This window comes from Alistipes sp. ZOR0009 (assembly GCF_000798815.1).
In the GTDB taxonomy this organism is placed as follows: domain Bacteria; phylum Bacteroidota; class Bacteroidia; order Bacteroidales; family ZOR0009; genus Acetobacteroides.
This window is the reverse complement of the sequence record NZ_JTLD01000004.1, coordinates 18,899-45,546: the sequence shown is the minus strand read 5'-3', so window position 1 is coordinate 45,546 and position 26,648 is coordinate 18,899. Positions and strand designations below refer to the sequence as shown.

The 26,648-nt window shown below is 44.8% G+C and carries 23 protein-coding genes and 1 riboswitch; of the genes, 16 read left to right on the top strand and 7 right to left on the bottom strand.

Annotated elements, in window-relative coordinates; genetic code table 11:
- Positions 1 to 116: 116 nt before the first annotated feature.
- The 4 genes from L990_RS00855 to L990_RS00840 all read right to left on the bottom strand — a co-directional run bounded on the left by L990_RS00855 (position 117) and on the right by L990_RS00840 (position 4,334).
- Positions 117 to 1,217 (bottom strand): porin, encoded by a 1,101-nt coding sequence (locus L990_RS00855; protein WP_156121265.1) that lies wholly within the window; start codon positions 1,215 to 1,217, stop codon positions 117 to 119.
- 234 nt (positions 1,218 to 1,451) lie between these two features.
- Positions 1,452 to 2,126, bottom strand: a complete 675-nt coding sequence (ribB, locus tag L990_RS00850; protein WP_047444559.1) for a 3,4-dihydroxy-2-butanone-4-phosphate synthase — start codon at positions 2,124 to 2,126, stop codon at positions 1,452 to 1,454.
- Between the two features lie 83 nt (positions 2,127 to 2,209).
- Positions 2,210 to 2,336: riboswitch (FMN riboswitch) on the bottom strand.
- 105 nt (positions 2,337 to 2,441) lie between these two features.
- On the bottom strand, positions 2,442 to 3,752 hold the full coding sequence (locus tag L990_RS00845) for an amidohydrolase family protein (protein WP_047444558.1): 1,311 nt from the start codon (positions 3,750 to 3,752) through the stop codon (positions 2,442 to 2,444).
- Positions 3,753 to 3,911: 159 nt separating this feature from the next.
- Positions 3,912 to 4,334: a hypothetical protein gene (locus L990_RS00840; RefSeq protein WP_156121264.1), complete on the bottom strand. Its 423-nt coding sequence runs from the start codon at positions 4,332 to 4,334 to the stop codon at positions 3,912 to 3,914.
- 252 nt (positions 4,335 to 4,586) lie between these two features.
- On the opposite strand from L990_RS00840, the gene L990_RS00835 reads away from it, so the two are divergent.
- Both L990_RS00835 and L990_RS00830 read left to right on the top strand, forming a co-directional pair.
- Positions 4,587 to 5,714, top strand: coding sequence for a carbohydrate-binding family 9-like protein (locus L990_RS00835; RefSeq protein WP_197057205.1), 1,128 nt, complete (start codon positions 4,587 to 4,589; stop codon positions 5,712 to 5,714).
- Positions 5,715 to 5,828: 114 nt separating this feature from the next.
- Entirely contained in the window at positions 5,829 to 7,175 is a 1,347-nt protein-coding gene (locus L990_RS00830) for a serine hydrolase domain-containing protein (protein ID WP_197057204.1), read from the top strand.
- Positions 7,176 to 7,199: 24 nt separating this feature from the next.
- Here L990_RS00830 and L990_RS00825 read toward each other — a convergent pair whose 3' ends face one another.
- Both L990_RS00825 and L990_RS00820 read right to left on the bottom strand, forming a co-directional pair.
- Positions 7,200 to 8,141, bottom strand: a complete 942-nt coding sequence (locus L990_RS00825) for a GNAT family N-acetyltransferase (protein WP_047444554.1) — start codon at positions 8,139 to 8,141, stop codon at positions 7,200 to 7,202.
- A 21-nt stretch (positions 8,142 to 8,162) separates the two neighbouring features.
- Positions 8,163 to 8,996, bottom strand: coding sequence for a 1-acyl-sn-glycerol-3-phosphate acyltransferase (locus tag L990_RS00820; protein WP_047444552.1), 834 nt, complete (start codon positions 8,994 to 8,996; stop codon positions 8,163 to 8,165).
- A 221-nt stretch (positions 8,997 to 9,217) separates the two neighbouring features.
- Here L990_RS00820 and L990_RS00815 point away from each other — a divergent pair, with 221 nt between their 5' ends.
- The 13 genes from L990_RS00815 (at position 9,218) to ftsZ (ending at position 24,586) form a co-directional block, all read left to right on the top strand.
- Entirely contained in the window at positions 9,218 to 9,670 is a 453-nt protein-coding gene (locus L990_RS00815) for a division/cell wall cluster transcriptional repressor MraZ (protein WP_047444551.1), read from the top strand.
- A gap of 3 nt (positions 9,671 to 9,673) precedes the next feature.
- Positions 9,674 to 10,573, top strand: a complete 900-nt coding sequence (gene rsmH, locus L990_RS00810; protein ID WP_047444549.1) for a 16S rRNA (cytosine(1402)-N(4))-methyltransferase RsmH — start codon at positions 9,674 to 9,676, stop codon at positions 10,571 to 10,573.
- Between the two features lies 1 nt (position 10,574).
- The gene (locus tag L990_RS00805; RefSeq protein WP_052180623.1) at positions 10,575 to 10,976 is read left to right on the top strand and encodes an FtsL-like putative cell division protein; all 402 of its coding nucleotides are present in this window, start codon (positions 10,575 to 10,577) and stop codon (positions 10,974 to 10,976) included.
- Positions 10,977 to 10,985: 9 nt separating this feature from the next.
- The gene (locus L990_RS00800; protein ID WP_047444548.1) at positions 10,986 to 13,103 is read left to right on the top strand and encodes a penicillin-binding protein; all 2,118 of its coding nucleotides are present in this window, start codon (positions 10,986 to 10,988) and stop codon (positions 13,101 to 13,103) included.
- 6 nt (positions 13,104 to 13,109) lie between these two features.
- On the top strand, positions 13,110 to 14,570 hold the full coding sequence (locus L990_RS00795; RefSeq protein ID WP_047444546.1) for a UDP-N-acetylmuramoyl-L-alanyl-D-glutamate--2,6-diaminopimelate ligase: 1,461 nt from the start codon (positions 13,110 to 13,112) through the stop codon (positions 14,568 to 14,570).
- A gap of 8 nt (positions 14,571 to 14,578) precedes the next feature.
- Entirely contained in the window at positions 14,579 to 15,829 is a 1,251-nt protein-coding gene (gene mraY / locus L990_RS00790; protein WP_047444544.1) for a phospho-N-acetylmuramoyl-pentapeptide-transferase, read from the top strand.
- Between the two features lies 1 nt (position 15,830).
- Positions 15,831 to 17,180 carry a UDP-N-acetylmuramoyl-L-alanine--D-glutamate ligase gene (murD, locus tag L990_RS00785; RefSeq protein WP_047444543.1) on the top strand — a complete coding sequence of 450 codons (1,350 nt, stop codon included), beginning with the start codon at positions 15,831 to 15,833 and terminating at the stop codon, positions 17,178 to 17,180.
- 38 nt (positions 17,181 to 17,218) lie between these two features.
- Positions 17,219 to 18,433: an FtsW/RodA/SpoVE family cell cycle protein gene (locus L990_RS00780; RefSeq protein ID WP_047444541.1), complete on the top strand. Its 1,215-nt coding sequence runs from the start codon at positions 17,219 to 17,221 to the stop codon at positions 18,431 to 18,433.
- The gene (murG, locus tag L990_RS00775) at positions 18,423 to 19,520 is read left to right on the top strand and encodes an undecaprenyldiphospho-muramoylpentapeptide beta-N-acetylglucosaminyltransferase (RefSeq protein WP_047444539.1); all 1,098 of its coding nucleotides are present in this window, start codon (positions 18,423 to 18,425) and stop codon (positions 19,518 to 19,520) included. The genes L990_RS00780 and murG overlap by 11 nt, the downstream gene beginning before the upstream one ends.
- Before the next feature lie 62 nt (positions 19,521 to 19,582).
- Entirely contained in the window at positions 19,583 to 20,977 is a 1,395-nt protein-coding gene (murC, locus tag L990_RS00770; protein ID WP_047444538.1) for a UDP-N-acetylmuramate--L-alanine ligase, read from the top strand.
- Positions 20,967 to 21,776, top strand: a complete 810-nt coding sequence (locus L990_RS00765) for a hypothetical protein (RefSeq protein ID WP_047444536.1) — start codon at positions 20,967 to 20,969, stop codon at positions 21,774 to 21,776. Before murC ends, L990_RS00765 begins: the two co-directional genes overlap by 11 nt.
- Positions 21,777 to 21,781: 5 nt before the next feature.
- On the top strand, positions 21,782 to 23,161 hold the full coding sequence (gene ftsA, locus L990_RS00760) for a cell division protein FtsA (RefSeq protein WP_047444534.1): 1,380 nt from the start codon (positions 21,782 to 21,784) through the stop codon (positions 23,159 to 23,161).
- A gap of 12 nt (positions 23,162 to 23,173) precedes the next feature.
- On the top strand, positions 23,174 to 24,586 hold the full coding sequence (gene ftsZ, locus L990_RS00755; protein WP_052180622.1) for a cell division protein FtsZ: 1,413 nt from the start codon (positions 23,174 to 23,176) through the stop codon (positions 24,584 to 24,586).
- A 96-nt stretch (positions 24,587 to 24,682) separates the two neighbouring features.
- Here ftsZ and L990_RS00750 read toward each other — a convergent pair whose 3' ends face one another.
- Complete coding sequence (locus L990_RS00750; RefSeq protein ID WP_047444532.1) at positions 24,683 to 25,267, bottom strand: hypothetical protein; 585 nt, start codon at positions 25,265 to 25,267, stop codon at positions 24,683 to 24,685.
- A 117-nt stretch (positions 25,268 to 25,384) separates the two neighbouring features.
- Here L990_RS00750 and L990_RS00745 point away from each other — a divergent pair, with 117 nt between their 5' ends.
- The gene (locus L990_RS00745; protein WP_047444531.1) at positions 25,385 to 26,554 is read left to right on the top strand and encodes an MFS transporter; all 1,170 of its coding nucleotides are present in this window, start codon (positions 25,385 to 25,387) and stop codon (positions 26,552 to 26,554) included.
- The last annotated feature ends 94 nt before the right edge of the window (positions 26,555 to 26,648 follow it).

Sequence of the window (26,648 nt, the reverse complement as noted above, 5' to 3'; positions counted from 1 at the left end):
AGCGTTAAGAAATGGCTATTTTTTATCAGATTATTTATGTTGGGCTTATGTTAAAATAAGCCACCCTTAAAAATTGCTCTTTAAGGGTGGTAAAGTTTATTTGCTTGTGGGGGTGGTTACATCACCTTGAAAAGCCAACGAATGCCGAGGGTGATGGAGTTAAGTTCTTCTGTTGGTTTATTGGTAAAGGTGTATTTATAATCCGTGTTACGGTGTCCATAGACTAGATGAACCCTTAGATTTTCACCCTTTAACGGGTAGTATTCGATGCCAGTGTTGAGTCCCCAATCTTGAAAGGCCTTGCTATCTGCTTTGTAGTCTATACGTTGATCCCATAATCCTTTTACAAAAAATCCCCATTTGTCTTTATAGTACTTAAAGTTGGCTGAAAAAGATTGATCTTTTACGGTTGGATCGTTTACAGGATCGTAGGTTATGGATGGATTTTTAGAAATGCTCATCATTCTCATGCCATTGTAGTAATCAAGTTCGGTGCTAAATGCGCCTAAGTTGACTTGCAGCCCTAGCGTGAAAAAGTTGAAGTAATCGCCTCTCTCTTTTTGGGTGAGATGGTAGGAGCAGCGAGTTTTAAGAGTCCCGTCGAGCATATCACCAGCCCAAAGCAGGTTATAGGCAAGTGCCTTATTTTTGTAATCCTGTGTTGCGAATTGTGGTGCATCCGAGTTGACAATCTGAAAGTGAAACTCATGTTTTGGTACGTTAAAGACGAAGTCTACCCCTGTTTTGTAGGCATCCAAATCGTCGAAGCACAAGGTTGGTAGGTAAACATCGGCAGGGTTGTAATCGTATTCAAAAGTTCCGTACTGTACGGACTGTTTTCCTGCGATGATGGAGAAGTAGTCGCAAAGTTTAAATGCTAAGTAAGCTTGGTCGGTAGCTGACGAGAGGCGATCGCGGCCAAGCGGTTCGCTAAATCGGTTCCAACGTTGTCGTACCCGGTAGCTGATGTTGGGAGTTATCTTTCCTACAAGCCATACCTTAAAAGTTTGGCCTTTAAAGCTGGTTTCGTCATCAAGGTTCGAGTTGAAGGTGGTAACGAAGTCGGTGCGGAGGTCCAACTTAATGTGCATCATATCATTTTTCCACTTCAACTTTTCGAGTAGCGATTGATCGCTTTCCTGTGCAACCGCTGCTGCTCCGATTGCTGTAAAGCCAAATGTGAAGGCAGCTGCTTTAGCAAAAATAGATAGTTTCATGGCAACTGAATTTTGGTTGATAAAGGAATTATTGTTATATCCTACTTGCCATCCTACAATCAACGTAGGGGGATCTATTCGGGTATCAATTGAAAAACCTTTGAGTTGTAAACCAGTTCAATTGCAGGTGGCTTTTAATGTTGCTTTATAATGAAACGTTAAATGGTGAAGCCTAAAAGCCCGCATGCATTTAGAAAAAATGGACATACGGGCTTTAATTCTTATTTTTTGATCCTAAAGGTAGGCTTCGGAGGCCACTTTTGCGTTGCTTTTTTCTACCATTAGGCGATACTGGTAGATATCTTCGATAGTAACAACCGGCATATCGTGCTGAATCCCGAAGCGTATAATTTCGGGTAGGCGCGCCATTGTTCCGTCTTCGTTGGTGAGTTCGCAAAGTACGGCAGAGTCGCCAAGACCAGCGAGCTTAACCAGATCGATGCTTCCTTCTGTATGGCCGCGACGTTCGAATACGCCATTTGCTTTGGCTATTAAAGGGAAAACATGCCCAGGGTGTGCTAAATCACTTGGTTTGGCGTTTTTGGCAACAGCAGTACGGATGGTTTGAATTCTATCGGCTGCAGAAACTCCTGTAGTAACACCTTCCTTTGCTTCTATAGTGATCGTAAATGCGGTTTGGTTCTTGCTGGTGTTATCAATGACCATTGGACGAAGCTCCAACACTTTGCTACGCTCTGGAGTTAGGCAGAGGCACACGATGCCGCTACACTCCCGAATCATTAGGGCCATATCTTTTGAGGTCATTGTGGGAGCTGGAAAGATGATATCACCCTCATTTTCTCGATCTTCATCATCTACAAGTAGGATTCCCTTTCCTTGTTGTAGTTTGCTGATGGCATTCTCGATGCGTTCTTTGTAGTTGTTACCAAACTGTTTGATTGATTCCATAAGTCTTACCCGCTAAGTTGTTTTATAACCATACAATCGGGGCAAGATATCCCAAGGTGATGCAGGATAGCAGTTACGATGCGATTTATCTTCTTTCATCCAGACTTTAACTGTCGGTTTTGGAATTTCACCAAATCAGTCCTACCTAAAAGGTCGGAGTCGCGGACTATAACCGCCGGTAGGGAGTTACACCCTGCCCCGAAGTAAATCTGGTGCAAATCTAGGAATATTTATTTGGTGAGAAAATGTTATGCAGCAATACTTCTCTATTTGCAAAGAGGGTAGCACAAAAGCGACCCTCTTTGATCTTATGATCTAAATGTTCTTAAGTGCTGCAGGCTGCTTGGCAAAAAACTGTTGGTTGTTGACAACAATTTTGTCGAAGTTGGGGCCTAATATGTTGGTAAAATTTGTGAGATATTGCTTGAAGTTATCAATAAAGAGCATGTTTAAGTAGAAATCAGAACCATAGAGAATTTTTTTTCCAATTATCGGATCGTTCAAATAGTGGTTGTTGATATACTTTAAGTCATCGGTGCTGGTATAGCATGATAGATCGGTATATAAGTTTGGGAATGTTTTCATTAGTCCCGCTACGTAGTCTGTCCACGAGTAGCGATCTTTTATAGTATTTGCATCGCTAAAAATACCAAAGTGGGCAAGATTTAATCTTAGCTCAGGAAAGAGTAAAAGAACCTGCTCCCACAGCTTTGGGTGGTTAAGAGTGTTGGCTCTGTCTTCAATCCAGCCAGGGCTAAATAGTTTTTCGAACTGTACTGGATTTTGTGGATCTACAATTGCTCCGTTTCTATAAATTTTACCGTAAATATTGAGCGAATTGGCAAAAGAAGCGAATCCTCCAAGTGAATGGTGAGCTGTTATAGGAATACTGTGCTGTTGGCAGTAATCGTAAAGAGGGAGTAGTGTTGGATCAAGCGGAGAGTATCCGTTGGGTGCATATATCTTGATGCCAAAGAAATTTTTGCTTTCTATAGCATTTTTCGCCATTTGAACGACGTTTGGACGACGAGGATCTACGGCAAAGAAAGGGTAGATAGTGGTTGGGTACTTAGTTTTAAGTGATTTGATATCATTTAACTGATTTTCGAAACTACGAGTGGTGATATCAGCAAAACTCAGCACATCGTCTCCGTCTATGTTGAGAGTATTCAGAAAATTTTGGATTGCTCCGAAATCTTCGTTGTTGCTTTCTTCTTTTAAGAGGCTGAATCGATTCTTCAGATCACTTATTACTCTATCATGGATATTAGTTTCGCCTTGGGATGTGGCTTCTATGAAGCAGTATTCTACGTCAAACATTAAAGGGATTGCAGTGTCCAAAACGTATCCTTTTTGCTTATAATCGTTTAAAAGTATGTTAAATACATCAATGCTATTTTCCTGAAAGCCTATATGCAAAAAGTTTCGAATTCGAAGTAACTCTTCAAGAAAATCTGTGGATTTATTTTGGGTTCCTGTAGGACTGGCATTATTCCTGTTGAGGAGTGCTCTGATAATGAGGTAAATTGTTCGAACCGTTAGGACATCTTTGTTGAATGCATGAAAATGATAGTCGCTAATCGATTTTAGAGCATTGTTTGCTCCCGAAGGCTGATTGTTTGTCATATACTACATCCTTTTTTGTTGTGCCTACTCTTTACTGTTTTCGGCATCCCAGTTGAATTTTTTTGAAATCAGTTTTTTATACAACTATTTGGAAGCAGTAAAGGTTCTTTTTCTTCTATTAATTACTAAAAAAATCTAATCGTTAGGTTCGTATCTGCTCTATTTTTTTGCAAAAAGAAAAACAAAGGTGTATGTCACTTTGGGTTCGTAACCTTTTCTAGAGAAGGTTACTGAAATGGCTTTGTGGATTTCATTAATAACTTTTTCTTCGTACGTGATTTCTACATCAGGATATTTTGACTCTCCAACTACCCTTATAGGCTCTGTTGATGGATGTTTTTTTAAGTAATATTTGATAGCGTAATGGCCAGATAGGTCTTCACAGGGAGATTCGAGGTACATACCCTCAATGTTTATGGGAGCTAGGTTTTTTGTGTCCTTTAGTGGGAATAGTACAACTCCATTAACTGTAACCTGAGATATCCCAAGGACCGTATAATCCATTCTTGTATAGGTTGTTTCTTCCTTGCTGCAAGAAGAAAGCAAAAACACCAATGGCAAAAGGATACTAAATAGTTTCATTTTTTATCTATTATTTAAGTGATTTGATTGAGCGTGCAAATTTATGCAGTTAGCTATATCCTTCCAAAATTAAATGGACAAATTGTTTTTATTCCTGTACAGTAGCTTGTTGGTGTTGCTTGTGTTTTGGGCGAAGCATTCGTGCTGTTGTTCCCTTTAGTATGGTAAGGTTTATTAACGTACTCTTGATGTAAGAGTATGAGGATATTTGAGTTGAAAAAGAATATCTTCGAGAAAATTTCAGCAGTTTGTATGATTAGATTTTGGAAAAAAGGAGTGGTGCTTTTGTTTGCATTTTCAGCTATGAATGTAAATGCACAAGTGGCATTCGAAGGTGTGAACGTGAAAGGGATTGAGTCGCTGTTTACGTTTCCTAAAAGTTATTCCGCGGTACGAACCGCAGATCCCATTAAGTTGGATGGAAAGTTGGATGAGGTTACTTGGGTTAATGCACCATGGACTGATCGGTTTGTGGATATTGAAGGGAATTTAAAGCCTAATCCTAGATATGCAACTCGGGTGAAGATGGCCTGGGATGATAAATATCTTTATGTGGCGGCTGAAATTGAAGATCCACATATCTGGGCTAACCTTAAAAAGCATGATGAGATCGTGTTTTATGATAATGATTTTGAAATATTTATCGATCCAGATAACGACACTCACAACTATTTTGAGTACGAGGTAAATGCTATAGGAACAATTTTCGATCTATTTGTAGTAAAAACTTATAGGGTTGGAGCGCCTGCTATTCATAGTTGGAATTTCGATGGGCTAAAGCAAGGAATTAGTATTGATGGAACAATTAATAACCCAAACGATACAGATAAAAGGTGGACATTAGAAGTTGCAATTCCATTTAGCACTTTGGCTTTTGGAATGACAAATCCATCGGTAGCAACACCGTGGAGAATTAATTTTTCGAGAGTTGAGTGGGATACAAAAGTCGAAAAAGGGAAATACGTGAAGGAGGTTGATGTACAAACAGGTCGACAAAAACCTGAAAATAACTGGGTATGGTCGCCACAAGGTGTCGTTAATATGCACTGTCCAGAACGCTGGGGGTACTTGTCTTTTGTTAACAGCACAAAATTGAATGGTGTTAAAACTTTTGAGATCCCTCAAAATGAAATGGCAAAAAGTGCACTTTGGGCTTTATTTTATCGTCAGCAGGAATATGCCAATAAGAACGGGAAATATGCAACAACGCTGGCAGATTTGGGATTTAAAACAAACATCAAGGTGAATAACATTGATTATACTCTTATTTTAGAATCAACGTCCGACATGTATCAAGCATCATTGTTTGATGCTAAAGGAGTTCTTGTTGCAAAAATTAATAATGACAGCAAAATTTTTGCGGGTATTTCAAAAGACTAAGCGAATCAATATCTTTTATGGAGGCGACCTTATCGGGTCGCCTTTTTTGTACAGGAATATGCCATCATTTGTCTTTACAAAAATGTATCTTTAACCAAGATGAAATCTAAAATCATGGATAAAAGGAGAAAACAAGCGTTTGTCTTTGCTGGTTCAACTCTACTTGTCGGCTTGCTGATGTGGGGTACTGTGTATGTAGATTCGTTGTTGCCAATTGCAACTGGATATAGTGCAAAATACCTTTGTTCTGCTACTTTTATTTCGAATAGGGAGCAGAATGATGTGGAAAAACTTGATTTGAAGTTTTTTCCAATAAAGTATGTTTCTAATATGGTCAATTTTAAAGATTCCTCGGTGACAAGTCTGCTATTGTGGCGAAAATCTACAGCAATTTTTCGAAAGGGGATTGGCTCGACTCTGGACCGAGGAAAAATTCGCCCCTTTAAATTTGAAAATCGCTGGAATCGCAAAATGGAATATCAGTGCTGGCCTTTAGGCGATCGTTTTCTGGATTCTACGGTTGCTAATTCGAACGTAAAGTTGGAGAGCATTGCTAACCAGCTAGTAAATAAAGGGGCCTATGGGGGAACTTGTTTTGCATTTTTAGTAGTGCATAAAGGCATTCCCGTTGCTGAAGCCTATAGAAAGGGGATTACCTCAAAAACTCGATTGTTAGGATGGTCGATGGCCAAGAGCTTTACTAATGCAATTGTAGGTGTTCTAGTCAAGGATCGAAGAGTAAATATATTTAAACCGGTAGATTTTTCGGAGTGGAAAAATGATGATAGAAGAACAATTACTCCAAATGATCTTTTACGGATGCAAAGTGGCTTGATGTGGAATGAGGATTATGGGAATAGATCTGATGTAACTCAGATGCTTTACTGTAATGCATCCGTATCTCGATTTGTAAAAAATAAGCCGTTAGAGTTTGCTGTCGGAAAGCATTGGGAGTACTCTTCAGGAAGTACCAATCTAGTTTGTGATTGGGCTCGAAGCCATTTTGAAAGTGATGAAGTATTTTACGATTATGTATACCATAATCTATTTAATAAAATAGGAATGCAGGATGCTATAATAGAGCCTGATGATGATGGCTTGTTTATTGGATCATCATACATTTATGCAACGGCTCGAGATTATGCCCGATTTGCACTTCTATATATGCAAGATGGCATTTTTAATGGAGAGCGGATACTTCCTGCTGGTTGGGTTCAATATACAAGAACTGCAACAAGGGGAAGCAATGGTAGCTATGGTGCTGGTTTTTGGCTTAATGGAACTTCGGAGGTTAACCAATTACCTTCCGATATGTTTTCTTGCGAGGGACATGATGGCCAGCGGATTTATATGATTCCTTCCAAACAGCTAGTCGTAGTAATTTTGGGATATTCTCCAACCTCTACGAATAGGATGAGATTTGAAGACTTGATGAAAGATATTGTGTCGTCTGTAAAATAAAAAGAGGGGCGTAGCCCCTCTTTCTTATTTGCGTATTTTGCGTCTGATAAATCTTGGTATGAAAGACTTGATGTGGCGCTCTACTTTTCTGAGATAGATGTCGCCCACAGTAATGAGGATTCCCGTTTCTTCTACAGCTCCAAATTCGTGGTTAATGGCTGTTCCAAAAACTTTCATCGAAGGGGATAAGTTCATGTAGGAATTTATAAGTGGTGGGATATTTTCTCCGAGCTCACGAATTCTTTTTTGCAGGATTTTATATCCTTCTTCATATGGCTTATCATCAAACAAAGTGTCTAGCGCGTTCTGATCTATTTCGAGAACAAGAGGCTCTATTGGCGTTACCAAGTTTTCATGGTCGGGAAAGTATTTTCGTAAGAAGTAAAGGATCATATTACGGGCCTCTACATTGTAGGAAGTGTACATGGTAACTTTCCCAAAAAAGTACTTATGATCGGGATGCTCTACAACCAAAGCGCCAAGTCCGTCCCACAAGTTATCTAGGGCGTAAATGCCTTTGCTGCGGAGGCGTGTACTTTGGTAGTTGGGCTGCACGAACGAGCGCCCAAGCTCGATCATGTGTCCTAAGTATTCCTTTTTAAACTTATCCGAGAAGTTGAAAAGTTCCGAGGTTGCCATATTTTTTGCCTCAATATCGTCGCATACAATGTAACGATATCCTCCCAAAATTTCTTCTTCGCTCGGATCCCATACAATCAGCTGTTTATATGGGTGGGTTGGGTCAATATCAAACTCATCAATATCGGTGCTTTTACCAGTTCCTCCTCCCGCAGCACGGAAGGCTAGCTCTCGCAAGCGTCCTATCTCCTGCATAATATTGGGGGAGTCGTGATGGTCTACAATGTAAAGCTTGTTTCCGCCGTTGTTGGTATTACGGAGGAATTTATCTTTAGTCAACTCTTTTTTGATAAGCCTCTTATCAATCGGTTGAATAATTGGTTCCATGGCAATCTAATTGGTCTCTTGTTAAAATTCTAGTTGTTCAGCAAGTGCGTACGATTTCTCGCGAACGTATTCCGCCCATTGAACTAGGCTTCTGCTATTGTCGAATGTTTGATAAGCGATTGGATCTCCAATCACAATATCAATTTTCTTATTCTTCTGGCGGAACATTTCGTCAACCAAGTAAATGAACTCAAAGTTCACCTTGATCCCCAATTTTTTTCTGAAATTGGATAGATTGTAGAAAAAATCGGAGTTGCGACCTGAAAAGTATACTGGAACAACATCCCTTTTGTGCTTAATCGCTTTTTGGATAAAGCTTTTATGCCACTCCAAATCGATTATTTCTCCCTTAACTTTGCGCGAGCAAAGCCCCGCAGGGAAGTAGAGGATTTGGGTGTCGGAAGCATATGCTGATTCGATTTTTTCTGCATATTCGGCAGATTGGCGCCCATGCTTATTTACCGGAATAAATAGCGGCTCTAGCTGCTTAATGTTTAGAAGTAGATCGTTGACTACGAACTTAATATTGTCGTAGTGGCGCCCCATTTCGCTCATCATTATTAGTCCATCAAGTCCGCCAAGAGGATGGTTAGATGCAAAAAGGTAGCGACCTTCTATCTTTAGATTTTCAATACCGTACACTCGATAGTTGATATCCAACTCCTTGAGAGATGAATTTACAAACTCCAAGCCACTTTTATGCCCGTGGCGGCGCAAAACGCCATTCAGTTCGTCCTGATGGACAATGCGTTTTAGATAGTTGGTTATAAATTTTGGTAGGAACTTTTTTAGCCTTGGATTCTTACTGGCTATAATTTTATCTACGTCTATGTAATAGTCCGTATGGTCTTCCACGGTTAATTCGTTTTTTTCTGATTGGCAAAAGTAAGAAAAATATCGAATTCATGTAAAAAAATGACAATATCAACGGTGATAGAATGGACTAAAAGCCTTGGTTTATGTTAAACGACCATCTTTAACATAAAAAGTTATCAACAATGTGGGAAAAAGTGGGAAAAAGTGGATGCTTTTGCTTCAAAATGTAGTAATTTTACCCTGAATACAAGCCAAAATCAATGAACTCGTTTGTAGGAGATTACATTTGCAAACTCGATGATAAGGGGCGTGTACTCTTTCCTGCTGCTTTCAAAAAGCAGTCGGAGGGGGTGTTGGAGCGTTTTATCCTCAAGAAGGATATCTTTGAAGGGTGCCTTGTTCTCTATACTACCGCAGAGTGGGAGCGTCAGCTTGAGATTATCAAGCGAAAGATTAATCCGTACGTTCAAGCGCAAAATCGATTCTTGCGAGAGTTTTACAAATCAACAACCGATGTGGAGCTGGATTCTAGCGGCCGAATTCTTATCCCTAAACGATTTATTGAGATGGGAGGATTGGTAAAGGAGGTCGTTTTTATCGGTATTGGAGATAAGATTGAAATTTGGGATAAAGAAAAGTACTATTCATCAGAAATGTCGCAGGAGCAGTTCGCGGCTGATGCCGAGAAATTCTTGGGCGGCGAAATAGAGTAAGCTATGAGTGAATACCACGTACCCGTAATGCTAAAAGAGAGCGTCGAAGGGCTAAACATTAATCCTGACGGTATTTATGTTGATGTAACCTTTGGAGGAGGTGGTCATTCCCGATACATCCTCGAGCATCTAAAAGGGGGAAAGTTAATTGCTTTTGATCAAGACTTGGAGGCGCAAAACAATATTCCTACTCACCCGAACCTAATTTTTGTACATGGAAACTTTAGGTTTTTACGAAACTTTGTTCGGCATGCTGGCTATGAGCAGGTGGATGGTATTCTTGCCGATTTGGGCGTTTCGTCCCACCATTTTGATGATGAGCAGCGGGGCTTTTCTTTCCGATTTGAAGGACCATTGGATATGCGAATGAATACGCTATCTAAGTTCGATGCTGCTCATGTGGTGAATACCTATGATCCAGTAAAGCTAATGGAGTTGCTCCGCATTTACGGGGAGGTTGACAACCCTAAGGTGCTTGTTCGAGCCATTACAAAGAAAAGAGATGAAAAGCCGATAGAGACCGTTCAGGAGCTTGTAGAAGCGCTTCAACCACATATTCCTGCAAACGCACAGCATAAATTTCTTGCAAAAGTTTTTCAGGCGCTGCGAATAGAGGTAAATAGGGAGATGGAGGCTCTGAAGCAGATGCTAGAGCAATCTTTAAAAGTTTTGAAACCTGGTGGCCGACTAAGCGTGATAACCTACCACTCTTTGGAGGATCGGATGGTCAAGAACTTCATGAAGAGCGGAAATTTTGAGGGTAAGCTGGAGAAAGATTTTTATGGGAACGTCATTACGCCGTTCAATATTGTCAATAAAAAAGCGATCTCCCCAACAGAGAAGGAGTTGGAAATAAACAACCGCTCAAGAAGTGCTAAACTTAGAATAGCGGAAAAGAAGTAGAATGGAAGAGGTTTTAGAAAATATTGATAAAAAGACGGAAGCGCCTGAGTTTACGGATATAAAGCAGCCGAAAGTCGCTGCTGGAAAGCGTGTAAACCATGTTAAGGATGTGCTGTCGGGAAACGTGCTTGTGCGCGATTATCTGGTGAGGCATATACCTTATATTATACTACTGGTCGTTTTGGCGATATTTTATATAGCTAATCGTTATAAGAACGAGAAGATTGCTATTGAGGAACAAGCGCTTAAGGAAGATTTGAAAAATTTGCGCTCCGAATCTATAACAACGGCAGCGGAATTGATGCGCATTAGCCGTCAATCGGAAGTTGTTAAGTTAGTAAAGGACAAAGGTATAAACCTGGAGGAATCAACGGTTCCTCCTAAAATTATAGAAAATAAGTAGCATTAGCCTATGTCAATTAAGAAGGACATAATGTGGAGGGTAGGCGTTGTTTACCTATTCCTATTCATAATTGGAGTTCTAATTTTGGTTCAAGCTGTACGTTTGCAGTTTTTCCAAGGCTCTAAGTGGAGGGAACAGGCAAATGAGGTTACCTATAAGCGTATTAATATAGAATCTAGCCGTGGTGATATCTTGGCTGTAGATGGACGTATACTGGCAACGTCTATTCCTTACTATGAGGTTCGTATGGATCTTAGGGCAAAGGGACTTACCGATGAGATATTTTACGAAAAGATAGATTCGTTGGCTAATGGGTTGTCGAACTTATTTAAGGATAAATCGGCCAAGGCATATCGGAAGGAGCTGGTAAATGCTCGCGAGGATGGCAAACGGTATTTTGCGGTTGCGCCACGTCGGGTAAACTATATAGAGATGAAGCAAATTAAATCGCTTCCCTTATTTAACAAGGGAAAAAATAAGAGCGGTTTAATTCTGGTTCAGGTAGGACGTCGACTAAAACCTAACGCCTTTTTAGCTTCGCGGACAATTGGAGCAATAAACGAGGATGGCTACGGTGTTGGAATAGAGTATGCCTTTAATAGAGATTTAAAGGGGGTTGAGGGGATTGCCATGGCTCAACGTGTTGCTGGCAACGTTTGGATTCCAGTAAATGGCGAAGTTGATGTTGAGCCCAAAGACGGACTTGATGTGGTATCAACAATAGACATTAACCTGCAGGATGTGGCGCAGAGCGCACTTAATCGAATCCTTATTGAAAACGAAGCAGACCACGGTACTGCCATTTTGATGGAGGTATCTACGGGCGAAGTTCGCGCAATAGCCAACCTTAAACGGAATGTAGATGGAAGCTATTCTGAAAACTACAACTACGCGGTTGGCGAATCGGTAGAGCCTGGTTCCACCTTTAAGATTCCTGCCCTAATCTGTATGCTCGAAGATGGGCTAATAAGCTTAGACGAAGACGTTGATACCGAAAATGGAGAAATCTACATTTATAATAAGAGGATAAAAGACTCGAAGCATGGAGGGCATGGAGTGATTACCGCTCAACGTGTTTTTGAACTTTCGTCTAATGTTGGCGTAGCAAAGTTGATTACCAAATCATACAAAGGTCGCGAGTGTGCGTTTATCGATAGGCTTTATAGCATGCATCTTGACGAGAAGGTTGGGTTTGATATCAAGGGTGAGGTAAAGCCTTACATTAAGTATCCAACCGACCGACATTGGTCTGGCCTTTCTTTGCCAATGATGTCAATTGGCTACGAGGTAAAGATGACCCCTTTGCAGATGTTAACCTTCTACAATGCAATTGCCAATGGAGGGCAGATGGTTAGACCTAAGCTGGTAAAGGAGTTGAGATATCATGGAAATGTTGTAAAAACATTCCCGGCCGAAGTTATAATTCCTTCTATTGCCTCAAAGTCTACAATCGAAAAGGTAAAGAAGGTTTTGGAGGGCGTGGTAGATTCAGGGACGGCCACCAACCTTCGAAATCCAAACTATAAAATTGCAGGTAAGACAGGCACTGCCCAAATAGCACAAGGTACAAAAGGTTATGGTGCCGAAGGAAGCCGGGTGTACCAAGCTTCTTTTGCAGGATATTTTCCTGCGAGTAATCCCAAGTATAGCTGTATTGTGGTTATCAATGCGCCTTCGAAGAATGTTTACTACGCTGCTCAGGTTGCCGGTCCGGTATTTAAGGAAATCGCGGATAAGGTTTATTCAACAAGTTTAACATGGCATAAACCTTTAGAACCTAATGGCAAATTAGTAGATTTGCCGCGCTCAAAATCGGGTGACTTGAGGAGCTTAACAAACGTACTTGACGACTTGAAGATACCTTACCGCTTGAAGCAGGATTTTAAGAATGGTTTTGTTGGAATAGATACCACTACAGATAACGAGCTGCCTCTTTCTAAGCGCAGCATTGTCAAAAACATTGTTCCTAATGTTACAAAAATGGGAGCAAAGGATGCTGTTTTTGTTCTTGAAAATTCAGGTTTAAAGGTGGTATTTAAAGGTAGAGGTCTCGTTAAAAAGCAGTCGATAGCCCCAGGAGAGCGAATAACCAAGGGTGAAACGATTTATTTAGAAATGTCAATGTAATGAACTATGCATAATTTGGATGAATTACTGAATGGAGTTGATGTTGAGGTGCTGGTTGGCAGCAAGGCTGTTAAAGTAGCTGCCGTAGGATTCGATTCGCGTAAAGTTGTGCGTGGTCAACTTTTTGTTGCCGTAAGCGGAACTCAGGTTGATGGACATAAGTTCATTGCTGATTCGATAGAAAAGGGGGCTGTTGCAGTTGTTTGTGAGCACCTTCCTGAAGAGAAACCAGAAGGAATTACCTTTATTGTGGTTAAAAACTCGTTGGTAGCGTGCGGACGTATTGCTTCCAACTTTTACGGAAGACCTTCCGAAAAGCTGAAGCTGGTTGGAATTACAGGTACCAATGGGAAAACAACAACGGTAACCTTGCTCTATAGGATGTTTAGAGAGTTGGGGTATAAAGTTGGGCTGCTATCTACCGTTGTAAACTACATTGACGACAGAACGGTTGATGCTACGCATACTACCCCCGACGCTGTACAGCTAAATGCATTGCTCGCAGAGATGGTTGAAGCCGGTTGCGAGTATTGTTTTATGGAGGTTAGCTCTCACTCAATCGATCAGCATCGTATCGAAGGGCTACATTTTGAGGGGGCTATGTTCTCCAATATTACGCACGATCATTTAGATTACCATAAAACCTTTGATGCCTACATAAAGGCAAAGAAGGCATTTTTTGATTCGTTACCAAAAACATCGTTTGCGCTTACCAACGTCGATGATAGAAATGGCATGGTAATGCTGCAAAACTGTAGCGGCATAGTCAAGACTTATGGTCTTAAAAATCCATGTGATTTTAAAACGAAAATCATCGAGAGCCATTTTGATGGAATGCTAATAAACATCAACGGTGCCGATATCTGGACTCGTTTTCTTGGCGACTTTAATGCCTATAACCTAACCGCAGTATATGGTGCTGCGATTTTGCTTGGGGCAGATAAGGACGAGGTGATGAGAATCATCAGCATGCTAGGACCTGTAAATGGCCGTTTTGAGTACGTAAAGTCGAAAAACGGAATTACAGCCATTGTTGATTATGCGCATACGCCTGATGCCTTGGTGAATGTTATCAATACGATCAATAGAATGCGCAAGGAGGATCAGCGCCTACTGGTGGTGGTTGGAGCAGGCGGTAATCGCGATAAGACTAAGCGCCCAGTCATGGCTTCTGTTGCTGTTGCCAATGCCGATTTGGTGGTGCTTACATCTGATAACCCACGAAATGAAGATCCGAATGATATTCTTAACGATATGCGTGCTGGTATTAAAGCCGAGGATATGGGCAAGGTGCTAACAATAACCGACCGTAAGGAGGGTATTAAGACGGCCTGTATGCTTGCGCGTCCCAACGACATTATTTTGGTTGCAGGGAAAGGGCATGAAGACTATCAGGAGGTGCAGGGCGTTAAGCATCATTTTGACGATAAGGAGGTACTCCGCGAAATTTTTGAAACACTGCAATAACATAAAATATGCTATACTATCTTTTTAACTACTTAGATCGGTTAGATTTTCCAGGAGCGGGAATGTTTCATTACATCTCGTTTAGAGCAAGTTTGGCTATTATTTTATCGCTTACCATAGGACTGATATTTGGTAAAAAGATCATACGAATGCTTCAACGTCAGCAAATTGGTGAAGAAATTCGCGATTTGGGACTAGAAGGACAGATGCAAAAGAAGGGAACTCCAACTATGGGTGGAGTAATAATTCTTACTTCAATTATCATCCCAGTACTTTTGCTTGGCGACCTTAAAAATGTATACGTTCAGCTAATGCTTATTACTACCGTTTGGTTGGGAGGTATTGGCTTACTCGATGACTATATCAAGGTTTTTAAGAAGAACAAGGAAGGGTTATCTGGACGTTTTAAAATTTTAGGGCAGGTTGGTATTGGGCTTATTGTGGGCATTACCCTTTGGGCTAACAACGATGTGGTGATCCGCGAAAAGGTAAATCGTGATGCAAGTAATGCAGAGGTTACCATTATTGGGAATGCTGGAAATGCCAACGAGCGTGTTGTCTACCTTACTCCCGAGCACAAGGCCACAAAAACTACAATTCCATTTGTTAAAAATAACGAGTTCGACTATGCGAAGCTTGTTCCATTTAAAACGGAAAATAAGCAAGTATGGGGTTGGGTGGTGTTTGTCATTGCTACCATCCTAATTGTTACTGCTGTTTCAAATGGATCAAACCTTACCGACGGTCTCGATGGATTGGCAACTAGCGTTTCGGTGGTGATAGGGACAACTCTCGGAATTTTGGCCTACCTATCAGGTAACGTTATCTATGCCGATTATCTGCATATTATGTACATTCCGAATACGGGCGAGATGGTAATCTTTATGGCTGCCTTTATTGGGGCGCTTATAGGTTTCCTTTGGTATAATACCTTTCCTGCTCAGGTTTTCATGGGCGATACCGGCAGCTTGGCAATTGGAGGAATCATTGCCGTATTCGCAATTATCATACGAAAGGAGCTGCTAATCCCTATTCTTTGTGGGATCTTCTTTGTCGAGAGCCTTTCTGTGATGTTACAGGTTGGATATTTTAAGTACACGAAGAAAAAATACGGCGAGGGACGACGAATTTTCTTGATGTCTCCTTTGCATCACCACTTCCAAAAGAAGGGGTACCCTGAACCTAAGATTGTAATGCGATTTACAATTGTGGCGATTTTATTGGCTGTAGTAACAATCGTAACCTTAAAGATGAGGTAGTATGGAAAAGTGGGGAAGAATTGTTGTTTTAGGGGGAGGAGAAAGCGGTGTAGGAGCTGCGGTTCTCGCTAAAACCAAAGGGTTCGATGTTTTTTTGTCTGATCTCGGCGAGCTTAAGGATTCCTACAAGGAGACTTTAAGCAAGTTTGATATTCCCTTTGAGGAAAAGAAGCATACCGAGGAGCTGATTCTAAATGCGACGGAAGTCATTAAGAGTCCAGGAATTCCTGAAAAGGCGCCTATGGTGGTAAAGTTGAAGGAGAAGGGAATAAAGATTATCTCTGAGATAGAATTTGCTGGTAGATATACCAATGCTAAGATGATCTGCATCACCGGAAGCAATGGTAAAACAACAACAACTTCTCTCATCTACCACATGCTTAAGAAGGCCGAATTGAATGTTGGCCTAGGCGGAAATATTGGAAAAAGCTTTGCCTATCAGGTGGCTTTCGAAAATTACGACTACTACGTGCTAGAGTTGAGTAGCTTCCAGCTAGACGGAATGTACGATTTTAAGGCAGACATTGCGGTGCTGCTTAATATCACGCCCGACCACTTGGATCGCTACGACTATAAGATGCAAAACTACGTTGACTCGAAGTTTCGCATCACCCAAAATTTGAAGGAAAACGACTGCTTCATCTTCTGCTCCGACGATGAGGTTACGATGGAAAATATAGAGAAAATCGTATTCCGTGCTAAGCTGCTTCCTTTCTCTCACGAGTTTGAAGTTGAAGAGGGGGCATACCTCGACGGTGAAACGCTTAACGTAAAGTATGGCGATCATGAATTCGAGATGCCCGTAGAGGAGCTCTCGCTGAAAGGAAAGCATAACGTTTATAATTCCATGGCCGCTGCCATTACCGGTACGGTTCTAAATCTTAGGAACGACGTTATACGAAAATCGCTATCCGATTTTCAGGGTGTCGAGCATCGCTTGGAGCCCGTTCTTAAGGTGCGTGGTATAACGTTTATCAACGACTCAAAGGCTACCAACATCAACTCTACGTGGTATGCGTTGGAAAGCATGAAGGGCAAAAAGAACGTAATATGGGTTGTTGGTGGTGTAGATAAGGGTAACGACTACTCTACTTTGGCCAACTTGGTTAACGAAAAGGTGAAGGCTATTGTGTGCTTAGGTGTCGATAACGCCAAAATTCACAAGGCTTTTGAAGATATGATTCCAACTATCATCGATACAAAGTCGGCAGAGGAGGCCGTACTGGAATCTTACAAGCTGGGTGTAGACGGGGATGTTGTGCTACTTTCTCCCGCATGCGCTAGCTTCGATTTGTTTGACAACTACGAGGATAGAGGTCGTAAGTTTAAAAATGCAGTTAGAAACCTGTAGGTTGCATTGAAACCTACATATTAAAGAAATAGCTACAAATGAATAGTCTGCTTAGACATTTTAAAGGTGATCCTGTTATTTGGGCAATGCTCGCGGTGCTGTCGGTTGTATCCATATTGGTGGTATACTCGGCAACAGGCACGTTGGCATACTCTAAATTCCACGGCGAAACCTACCGTTTTTTGTTGAAGCAGACTGGCTTTGTGTTCTCCGGAATGCTCATAGCCTACATTGTGCATCTCTTTGATATTCGCATATACCAGAAGCTCTCCATCGTTGCTGTTGTGGTGAGCGTGCTGCTGCTTTTGCTGACAATGGCTATGGGAACCAACTTAAACGATGCTTCAAGATGGCTTTCCATTGGTGGGGTTACCTTTCAAACTTCGGATATTGCAAAGGTGGCGCTCATTATGTACGTCTCTAACATGCTGGCTACCCATCAGAATGATATAAAAGACTGGCGGGTATACGCTAAGATTGCGGCAGTTATTGGGCTGGTTTGTGTTATCATCCTGCCAAACAACTTCTCTACAGCGGCTATGCTTGGTTTTGTTTGTATGATGCTTCTTTTTATTGGCCGTGTTAGCGTAAAGCATTTGGCGCTTACAGGTGTTGGCGCTGTGGTGCTGGTGGCTGTTTTTGTGCTGGTAGCGCAGCTTACAGGATTCCAGAAGCATCGTATTGCCACTTGGGAAAAACGCTACCATACGTTTATGGGCGACAAGGATGGTGCAAAGCCTACCAAGGACGATACCTTCCAAGCCGACCAATCCAAAATAGCCGTAGCAACGGGTGGCGTATTTGGCAAAGGCCCTGGTAATAGCACCCAAAGAAACTATTTGCCTCACCCATATTCCGACTTTATCTATGCCATAATCATAGAGGAGTACGGATTGGTTGGTGGCTTCATAATAATGTTGATTTATCTCGCACTCTTATACCGAGCGGGAATTATCGTCAAGCGATCGGAAAAAACCTACCCCGCATTTTTGACAATGGGATTGATACTTCTGATGGTTGTTCAGGCCATGATAAACATGGGGGTTGCCGTTGGCTTCTTCCCTGTTACAGGGCAAACGCTTCCATTTGTAAGTATGGGGGGAAGCTCCATTTGGGTTACAGGTATGGTGTTTGGTTTGATACAAAGCGCTAACTGTAAAATTGGCGGAGATACAACCTCGAAGAAGGAACCGAAAGCTGCCGACGAAAAGCAAGAAAAGGAATTAAAGGAGGAGTTAGCTCATGAGTCGTAGAATTATCATATCAGGTGGAGGTACAGGTGGACATATCTACCCTGCTATCTCTATCGCCAACGCCCTTCGGCTGATTGACCCTAACATCGAAATTCTTTTTGTGGGTGCACAAGGTAGAATGGAGATGGAAAAGGTGCCTGCTGCAGGGTACAAAATTGTTGGGCTTCCAATAGCTGGAATCCAGCGTAGCCTATCACTAAAAAACCTTTCGTTGCCGTTTAAGCTCATAAAGAGCTTACAGGAGGCAGGTAGGGTAATTGACGAGTTTAAGCCAGACGTGGTGGTTGGTGTTGGTGGATATGCGAGCGGGCCGGTGCTTTACATGGCTAATCGTCGCGGAATCCCCACCCTAATTCAGGAGCAGAACTCCTATGCTGGCGTTACCAACAAGATTTTGGCTAAAAAGGCTAAGCGCATCTGTACGGCCTACGACGGTATGGAGCGTTTCTTCCCGGCTAAGTCGATAATAAAAACAGGCAATCCTGTTCGGCAAGATTTGGTCGACTTGGAGGCCAAGCGTTCCGAGGCTTACGCCTTCTTTAATCTCGACCCGAATAAAAAGACGGTTCTTGTATTGGGAGGAAGTCTTGGCGCACGAACCATAAATAGAACTCTGGTTGCTCATCTCGAGCAGCTCAAGGGTGCCGATTTTCAGATATTGTGGCAAACGGGTAAGTTCTACATCGCCGATACTAAAAAAGCGGTCGAAGAATCTGGTGCCACAAACATCCGGGTGATGGACTTCATCTATAAGATGGATTTTGCCTTCTCGGTGGCCGATGTGGTCATATCGCGAGCCGGAGCAGGTACCATCTCGGAGCTGTGTTTGGTTGCTAAGCCATGCGTGCTGGTGCCTTCGCCCAACGTATCCGAGGATCATCAAACCAAGAATGCGATGGCGTTGGTAAATGTAAATGCCGCCGAGTTTGTTGCCGACATCGAGTGCAACGACAAGCTGGTTTCCATGGTTGTCGGGCTGGTGAAGGATGCGCCTAAGTGCAGCACCTTGTCAAAGAATATTGCTGCGCTCGGAATTTCGAACTCGGCCGAGCTGATTGCTACCGAAGTTTTGAAGCTGGTAAAATAACCGCCGATTGAACGATTAATAAATCGAAAGAAAAGGTAACTTTATAATAGTAAATAGATAATATGCAAACACCGTCATACAAATACGTGTACCTAGTAGGAGTCGGAGGCATCGGAATGAGTGCGCTGGCCCGCTACTTTAACCATCAAGGGTTGAAGGTGGCTGGCTACGACCGTACCGAAACCGAGCTTACTCGTGCGCTCGCTTCCGAAGGGGTAGAGGTACACTACGACGATTGTGTTACATTAATTCCTGAAGAGTTTAGGCATAATCCGGCCGATACGTTGGTGGTTTACACCCCAGCAGTACCTGCCGATCATAGCGAGCTAACCTACCTTTTGGCCAACGGCTTTAAGGTAATCAAGCGGAGCGTTTCCTTGGGCGTTATTGCCGCCTCTAAGCGTGCGCTTGCGGTTGCTGGGACACACGGAAAGACAACCACCTCTACCATGCTTTCGCATTTGCTGGTGGAGGCCTTAGGAGGGGTAAATGCGTTCCTAGGCGGAATAGCAAAGAACTACAACACCAACCTTCTTCTCTCGAAGAACGACGTGCTGGTTGCCGAGGCCGACGAGTTCGACCGCTCCTTCCTGCAGCTCTTCCCCAATGCCGCTGTGGTTACATCTACCGATGCCGATCACCTCGACATCTACGGTTCGCACGACTCCATCCTGCGCTCCTTTGGCGATTTTGTCAACCAGATTAAGCCAGGTGGCGTGCTCATAGCCAAGCAGGGCATCGAACTGCCTATCGAAAATAAGGATATCACGGTATTCCGCTACTCCATCGATAAGGGTGGCGACTACCATGCCGAAAATATAGTACGCAATGCTAACGGAACCTACACCTTCGACATTGTCACCCCTACAGGTACAATCAAGGAGTGTACGCTAGGTGTTCCTGGCTGGATTAATGTAGAGAATGCCATTGGTGCCGTAGCCCTTGCGCTTACGGTAACCGACGACAAGGAGGCCATTAAGCGTGCCCTACGCTCCTTTGGTGGGGTTAGGCGCCGTTTCGACTTTTACATTAACACCGCTACGCTAACCTTTATGGACGACTACGCCCACCATCCCGCCGAGCTCAGAGCTTCCATCTCGTCGGTAAAGGCTATGTTCCCCGATCGGAAGGTGTGCGGAATTTTCCAGCCTCACCTCTATACCCGTACGCGCGATTTCGCCGAAGGCTTTGCCGAGAGCTTAAGCCTGCTCGACGAGGTTATCCTGCTCGATATCTATCCTGCCCGCGAGCTGCCCATACCGGGTGTCTCCTCGCAGATAATATTCGATAGAATAACCGCACCAAGCAAGGTGCTTATCACCAAGGAGCAACTGCTCGACGAGGTGGCTCGTCGCCAGGTAGACGTGCTCATGACGCTTGGCGCTGGTGACATCGACAAGCTGGTAGAACCAATTTCTGAACTCTTAAAAACAAGGTATAACGTAAATGAAGCTTAACAAAAGAAAGTGGAAGATGGTAGGAACGATGGTTCTTTGGGTAGGGATTATAACCTATCTGGGAATCACCATTGCTTTTGTTAAGAATAAGCGTGGCGATGTGGTGTGCCGAAAGGTGGAGGTGGTAATTGCCGACAGCACCGAGAATCGTTTCGTAAACAAGGACGACGTCATAAAGGCGGCCAACAGCGTGGTTAAGCAGCTCGTTGGTACGCGCATCAGTAAGATAAATAGCTATAGGATTGAAAGGAAGCTTTTGGAAATGCAGCTTCTGAAGAGCGCTGAGGTGTTCTCAACCGTTGATGGCGTACTAACCATTCGCGTTAGCCAACGCGATGCCATCATGCGCGTTTACAACACCGACGGTAGCAGCAACTATATCGACAGCGAGGGCTATATCATTCCCCTCTCGGCCCGATATGCCGCTAACGTCATCGTGGTAAACGGAAACATCAGCATACGAGCTAACGGGAAAGGGAGAGTTCGTATTTTCAGAAACGCTGCCGACACAACCAATCGTAAAGGTTTGCTCAACGAGCTGTACAGCTTTGTTAGCTACATCCGAAACGATAAGTTTTGGGGCTCGCAAATTGTGCAGGTGTACATAAATAGCGAAAAGGATGTTGATTTGGTGACCCGCGTGGGAAACCATACGGTGAAGATGGGCTCGCTTGAAGGGTACGAGAACAAGCTCAACAAACTCTACGCGTTCTATAAAAACGCCCTTCCTCTCGAAGGGTGGAATAAGTATAGTGTAATTAACTTAAAGTACGGTAACCAGGTAATCTGCAAAAAATAAATACCATGACCAGCAAAAATGATTATGTAGTAGCTATCGATCTGGGAACAACTAAGATTGTTGCCCTAGTTGGTAAATTAGAAAGTAACGGACGGCTTAAGATTCTAGCGCACAGCAAAACCGTGTCGACAGGAGTGAGGCGTGGAATGGTGCAAAATATTGACGAAACGGTTAAGGCGATAGAAACGGTAGTTGCAGATGTTAGACAAAAAGCTGGGCTCGATTTCACCGAGGTGTACATCGGAATCGCAGGTCAGCATATTAAGGGTATTAAAAACCGTGGACTAATCAACCTTAACACCTTCGATGCCGAGGTATCCAAAGAAGATGTTAGGCGCCTGATTAACGACATGCATAAAATCCCGCTCGAACCGGGCGATAAAATATTGCACGTTATCCCCCAAAACTTTATTGTGGATAACGAGGTAGGCATTAAAAACCCCGTTGGTATTTCGGGTCGCCGCCTAGAGGCTAACTTCCACATTGTGGTAGGGCAGATTGCCGCAATGAAGAACATTGAACGATGCGTAGAGCGTGCTGGTCTCTCCGTAAAGGAGCTGATGCTCGAACCGCTGGCTTCGGCTCGTGCCGTACTTACTGAGGATGAAATGGAGGCAGGTGTTGCCCTTATCGATATAGGGGGTGGTACCACCGACTTGGCCATCTTCCACGACGGCATCGTACGCCATACCGCCGTTATTCCTTTTGGTGGAAACATCATCACCGACGACATCAAAAAGGGATGCAGCATCCTTCAGCGCCATGCCGAGCAGCTCAAGGTGCAGTTTGGTTCCGCCATTGGCGAGCTGGCCCCTTCCGACAAGATCGTAACCATCCCCGGCATCTCGGGCCGCGATCCCAAGGAAATCAAGTTCAGCCACCTGGCGCACATCATCCAGTGCCGCCTCGAGGAGATCATCGACATGCTGAAGTTCCAGATAACCAACTCCGGATTTGCCGATATGCTCAACGCTGGTATCGTAATAACCGGTGGCGGCTCCTTGCTCAAGGATCTTCCCCAGCTATTTAAGTACCACACCGGCTACGACGTGCGCGTGGGTAAGCCCAACATCAACACCGTAGCCAACTCCGACAACGAAATGAATAGCCCAATGCATGCAACCGGTATCGGCCTCATGCTGCTGGGTTTCGAAGATATGTACAACCGGGCCGAAGAGGAGCAAAAAAAGGCCGAAGCCGCCCCTCAGCCAGTCCAAACGGTAGCTGATACCACAACAACTGTAGAGCCAAAGATCGAAGTCGAGCCCGAAGAGAAGCCCAGAAAGCCTCATAAGGCAAAATCCTCCGAATTCTTAGGCAAGTGGAAGGAGAAGATTGGAGGTTTGTTCTCCGACGACGACTTTACGTTCGATCAGAAACCTTAATATAGTAAAGCAATGTTCAACGACGATTTGATGAATTTCGACATTCCAACAGGGGAGCCTTCTATCATTAAGGTCTTCGGAGTTGGTGGAGGCGGTGGTAACGCAGTAAACCACATGCACAAGCTAGGTATTAAAGATGTAGAATTTGTTATCGGGAATACCGACTCTCAAGCGTTGATTAAGAGTCCTATCCCCACCAAGATACACCTTGGCAACGCCCTTACCCAGGGGCGTGGAGCCGGCAATAAGCCCGAAGTGGGCATGCAGGCCGCCAACGAGGCGCTCGACGCCATCATCGAGGTACTTAGCACCAATACCAAAATGGTGTTCATTACCGCTGGGATGGGCGGCGGTACCGGAACCGGTGCCGCACCCGTAATCGCTAAGGCCGCCCAGGATATGGGCATTCTTACCGTCGGAATCGTTACCCTACCTTTCCGTTTCGAAGGCCCCAAGCGCTTCAACAACGCCTTGGAGGGTATCATGGAGATGAAGAACTACGTAGACTCGCTGCTGGTAATCAACAACGAACGCATCCGCGAAATCTACGGAAACCTTCCCCTTTCCGACTCCTTCGCCAAGGCCGACGATGTGCTGGCCATAGCCGCTAAGGGTATCGCCGAAATCATCACCGTACCCGGATATATAAACGTCGACTTTGCCGATGTCGAAACCGTCATGCGCCAAAGCGGTGTCGCCCTCATGGGGTCAGGCCGCTCAAGCGGTCCCGACCGCGCCCGCATAGCCGTCGAAGCCGCCCTAAACTCGCCGCTGCTTAACAGCTGCAACATCCAAGGCGCTAAAAATATCCTTTACAACATCCAGTCGGGCGATACCGAAATCACCATGGACGAGCTCGGCCTAATCGGCGACTACATCCAGAATGCCGCCGGTAACGGTGCCGACGTAATCTGGGGTAATGGTATCGATAAAACCCTTAAGGACGAAATCAGCATCACCATTATCGCTACCGGATTCAACTCGTCGGTTATCCCCGAGCTGCAGAGCATGACCGCTCCGGAGGTCGTTAAGGTTCCACTTCCCGAGCCAGAGGCCGATGCCGCTAAGCCCGAGTACGTGGTGCTTAACCTCGACGAGCTCGAGCCTGCTGCCGCAACCGCCACGGGCTTCGAGGAGCACGACGAGCTGGTACAGGATATCGATGGCTTCACCGTTCGCACCATCCGCAACCCGCTTGGCGGTCAGGGGATGGGCGCCCAGTCGGCCACCGCTGTCTCCAAAAGCAACGAGCTAACCGATAAGCGTATCGACGAGCTGGAGAAAATCCCAGCCTACGAGCGTCGCCGCATGAATGCCGACAACGGCATGCGCAGCAACGATCCCGTTTCTCGGTACACCATTTCCGAGGAGAGCTCGCTCTTCATCCGTCCAGATAACTCCTACCTGCACGATAACGTAGACTAAGCATACGCTACCATACTCCACGAGCCACCCAGCACACCGCTAGGGTGGCTTTTTTATGCCTCCTCATGCGCCCCATCCGCCTCCGTCGTCCCTCAATCAGGGATCGTAAGGCTCGTTTCTCACTCCATTGCTGAGTGCGCCGCCTTGGTAGTTTAGTGCGGAGCCTTCGTTGCCGAGTGCGCCGCCTTCGTTGTTTAGTGCGGAGCCTTGGTTGCTGAGTGCGGAGCCTTGGTTGCTGAGTGCGGAGGCCTCGTTGTTTAGTGCGGAGGCTTGGTTGCTGAGTGCGCCGCCCTCGTTGCTGAGTGCGGAGGCTTGGTAGTTTAGTGCGGAGGCCTCGTTGTTTAGTGCGGAGGCTTCGTTGCTCAGTGCGGAGGCTTCGTTGCTCAGTGCGCTGGCTTGGTTGTTTAGTGCGGAGGCTTGGTTGCTGAGTGCGCTGGCTTCGTTGTTGAGTGCGCCGCCTTGGTAGTTTAGTGCGGAGCCTTGGTTGCTGAGTGCGCTGGCTTCGTTGTTTAGTGCGGAGGCTTCGTTGCCGAGTGCGCTGGCCTCGTTGTTTAGTGCGGAGGCTTCGTTGCTCAGTGCGCTGGCTTCGTTGTTTAGTGCGCTGGCTTCGTTGTTTAGTGCGGAGGCTTCGTTGTTTAGTGCAGAGCCTTCGTTGTTGAGTGCGCCGCCCTCGTTGCTCATTCCTTTTTTAGGGCGCTGCCCGAGTAGTTGTGGGCGGATGTTCACGAAATATAGCTCGGCTGGAGGATAGGGAGCGCCCCTAGGGGCTACCTTTGCCTTCCAAAACCACCCAGGATCATGTACGATAAAATCTGGAATCGAAACTTTATTCTGCTCACGCTTTCCAACTTTTTAATTTGTACCACCTACTACGCCATCATCTCCGCGCTGCCCATCTACCTGGTGGGCGAGCTGCAGGCCGGAAAATCGCAGGTCGGACTGGTCCTGGCGGCCTACACCATCGCCTCGGTGCTCATACGCCCCTTCTCGGGCTTTGCGCTCGATAAGTTCGGCCGCCGAACGATATTCCTGCTGGCTGTTGGCCTTTACGCCTTCTTCTTTTCGGGATACCTGCTGGTGGCATCGGTGGCCTCGCTTATAATTCTCCGCTTTCTGCAGGGGCTCACCTGGGGGGTAACCACCATCTCGGGCTCCACCATCGCTGTCGATATAACCCCCGCCCAAAAGCGCGGTGAGGGGATTGGCTACTTCTCGCTATCCACCACCATGGGGATGCCCGTAGGCCCCATCGTTGGCCTCTTCGTGTGCCATCAGTGGGGGTACACGGCCATGTTTCTGGTCGGATTGGTGGTCAGCGTGGCGGCCTTCTGCTGCACGATGGCCATCCGGCTGCCCAAGCGCTTTGTGGTGGGGCGCAAAATTTCCTTCAGCTGGCGGGGCCTTTTCGATAGGGCTTCGCTGCTGCCTTCGCTCAACCTGCTGGTCATCATGTCCACCTACGGCGGGCTGCTCTCCTTTATTGCCCTCTACGGGCGCGAGCTCGGTATTGCCAACACCTCGCTCTTCTTTACCGTATTTGCCGTTGGCATCATCGTCTCTCGGCTGGTTGTGGGTAAGGTGTTCGATAGGCATGGCCCCGGCGGCATTCTTACCTACTGCCTTATTCTTCTAACGTTGGGGTTTGTCATTTTGGCCTTTGTGAAGAATGGGTTTGGGTTCTACCTCTCGGCCATAACCATCGGTTTTGGGATTGGGGTGGTGTTTCCCACCTTTCAGGCCATCGTCAACAACCTCTCCGACGCCGAGCATCGGGGGGCTGCCAACTCCACGCTCTACACCTCGCTCGATATCGGTATGGGTATGGGGATGATCCTCTCGGGGCTGGTTGCGCAGTACGCCTCCATAACCATGGTTTTTGTGCTAAGCATCGGTGTTTGCCTTTGGGGCTTGCTCATTTTTAGGCGCTACGTGCTCAAGCATTACCACGCTAATCTTGTAAAGGGGTAGCTTGTTCCGTTTTTTATCTTTAACAATGATGCCTTTTTGTGACCAGCCTATCCTCTGAACATTTAAACATGTAGGTTTTACTATTTTACCGCTT

Coding starts and splice junctions, on each gene's coding strand:
- L990_RS00750 (WP_047444532.1), bottom strand. CDS start 25,267: ATGAGCAACGAGGGCGGCGCACTCAACAACGAAGGCTCTGCACTAAAC.
- murG (WP_047444539.1), top strand. CDS start 18,423: ATGAGTCGTAGAATTATCATATCAGGTGGAGGTACAGGTGGACATATC.
- L990_RS00840 (WP_156121264.1), bottom strand. CDS start 4,334: ATGAAACTATTTAGTATCCTTTTGCCATTGGTGTTTTTGCTTTCTTCT.
- ribB (WP_047444559.1), bottom strand. CDS start 2,126: ATGGAATCAATCAAACAGTTTGGTAACAACTACAAAGAACGCATCGAG.
- murD (WP_047444543.1), top strand. CDS start 15,831: ATGGAAAAGTGGGGAAGAATTGTTGTTTTAGGGGGAGGAGAAAGCGGT.
- L990_RS00745 (WP_047444531.1), top strand. CDS start 25,385: ATGTACGATAAAATCTGGAATCGAAACTTTATTCTGCTCACGCTTTCC.
- murC (WP_047444538.1), top strand. CDS start 19,583: ATGCAAACACCGTCATACAAATACGTGTACCTAGTAGGAGTCGGAGGC.
- L990_RS00795 (WP_047444546.1), top strand. CDS start 13,110: ATGCATAATTTGGATGAATTACTGAATGGAGTTGATGTTGAGGTGCTG.
- L990_RS00855 (WP_156121265.1), bottom strand. CDS start 1,217: ATGAAACTATCTATTTTTGCTAAAGCAGCTGCCTTCACATTTGGCTTT.
- L990_RS00765 (WP_047444536.1), top strand. CDS start 20,967: ATGAAGCTTAACAAAAGAAAGTGGAAGATGGTAGGAACGATGGTTCTT.
- L990_RS00815 (WP_047444551.1), top strand. CDS start 9,218: ATGAACTCGTTTGTAGGAGATTACATTTGCAAACTCGATGATAAGGGG.
- ftsA (WP_047444534.1), top strand. CDS start 21,782: ATGACCAGCAAAAATGATTATGTAGTAGCTATCGATCTGGGAACAACT.
- ftsZ (WP_052180622.1), top strand. CDS start 23,174: ATGTTCAACGACGATTTGATGAATTTCGACATTCCAACAGGGGAGCCT.
- L990_RS00800 (WP_047444548.1), top strand. CDS start 10,986: ATGTCAATTAAGAAGGACATAATGTGGAGGGTAGGCGTTGTTTACCTA.
- L990_RS00830 (WP_197057204.1), top strand. CDS start 5,829: ATGGATAAAAGGAGAAAACAAGCGTTTGTCTTTGCTGGTTCAACTCTA.
- L990_RS00805 (WP_052180623.1), top strand. CDS start 10,575: ATGGAAGAGGTTTTAGAAAATATTGATAAAAAGACGGAAGCGCCTGAG.
- L990_RS00845 (WP_047444558.1), bottom strand. CDS start 3,752: ATGACAAACAATCAGCCTTCGGGAGCAAACAATGCTCTAAAATCGATT.
- rsmH (WP_047444549.1), top strand. CDS start 9,674: ATGAGTGAATACCACGTACCCGTAATGCTAAAAGAGAGCGTCGAAGGG.
- L990_RS00835 (WP_197057205.1), top strand. CDS start 4,587: ATGATTAGATTTTGGAAAAAAGGAGTGGTGCTTTTGTTTGCATTTTCA.
- L990_RS00780 (WP_047444541.1), top strand. CDS start 17,219: ATGAATAGTCTGCTTAGACATTTTAAAGGTGATCCTGTTATTTGGGCA.
- L990_RS00825 (WP_047444554.1), bottom strand. CDS start 8,141: ATGGAACCAATTATTCAACCGATTGATAAGAGGCTTATCAAAAAAGAG.
- mraY (WP_047444544.1), top strand. CDS start 14,579: ATGCTATACTATCTTTTTAACTACTTAGATCGGTTAGATTTTCCAGGA.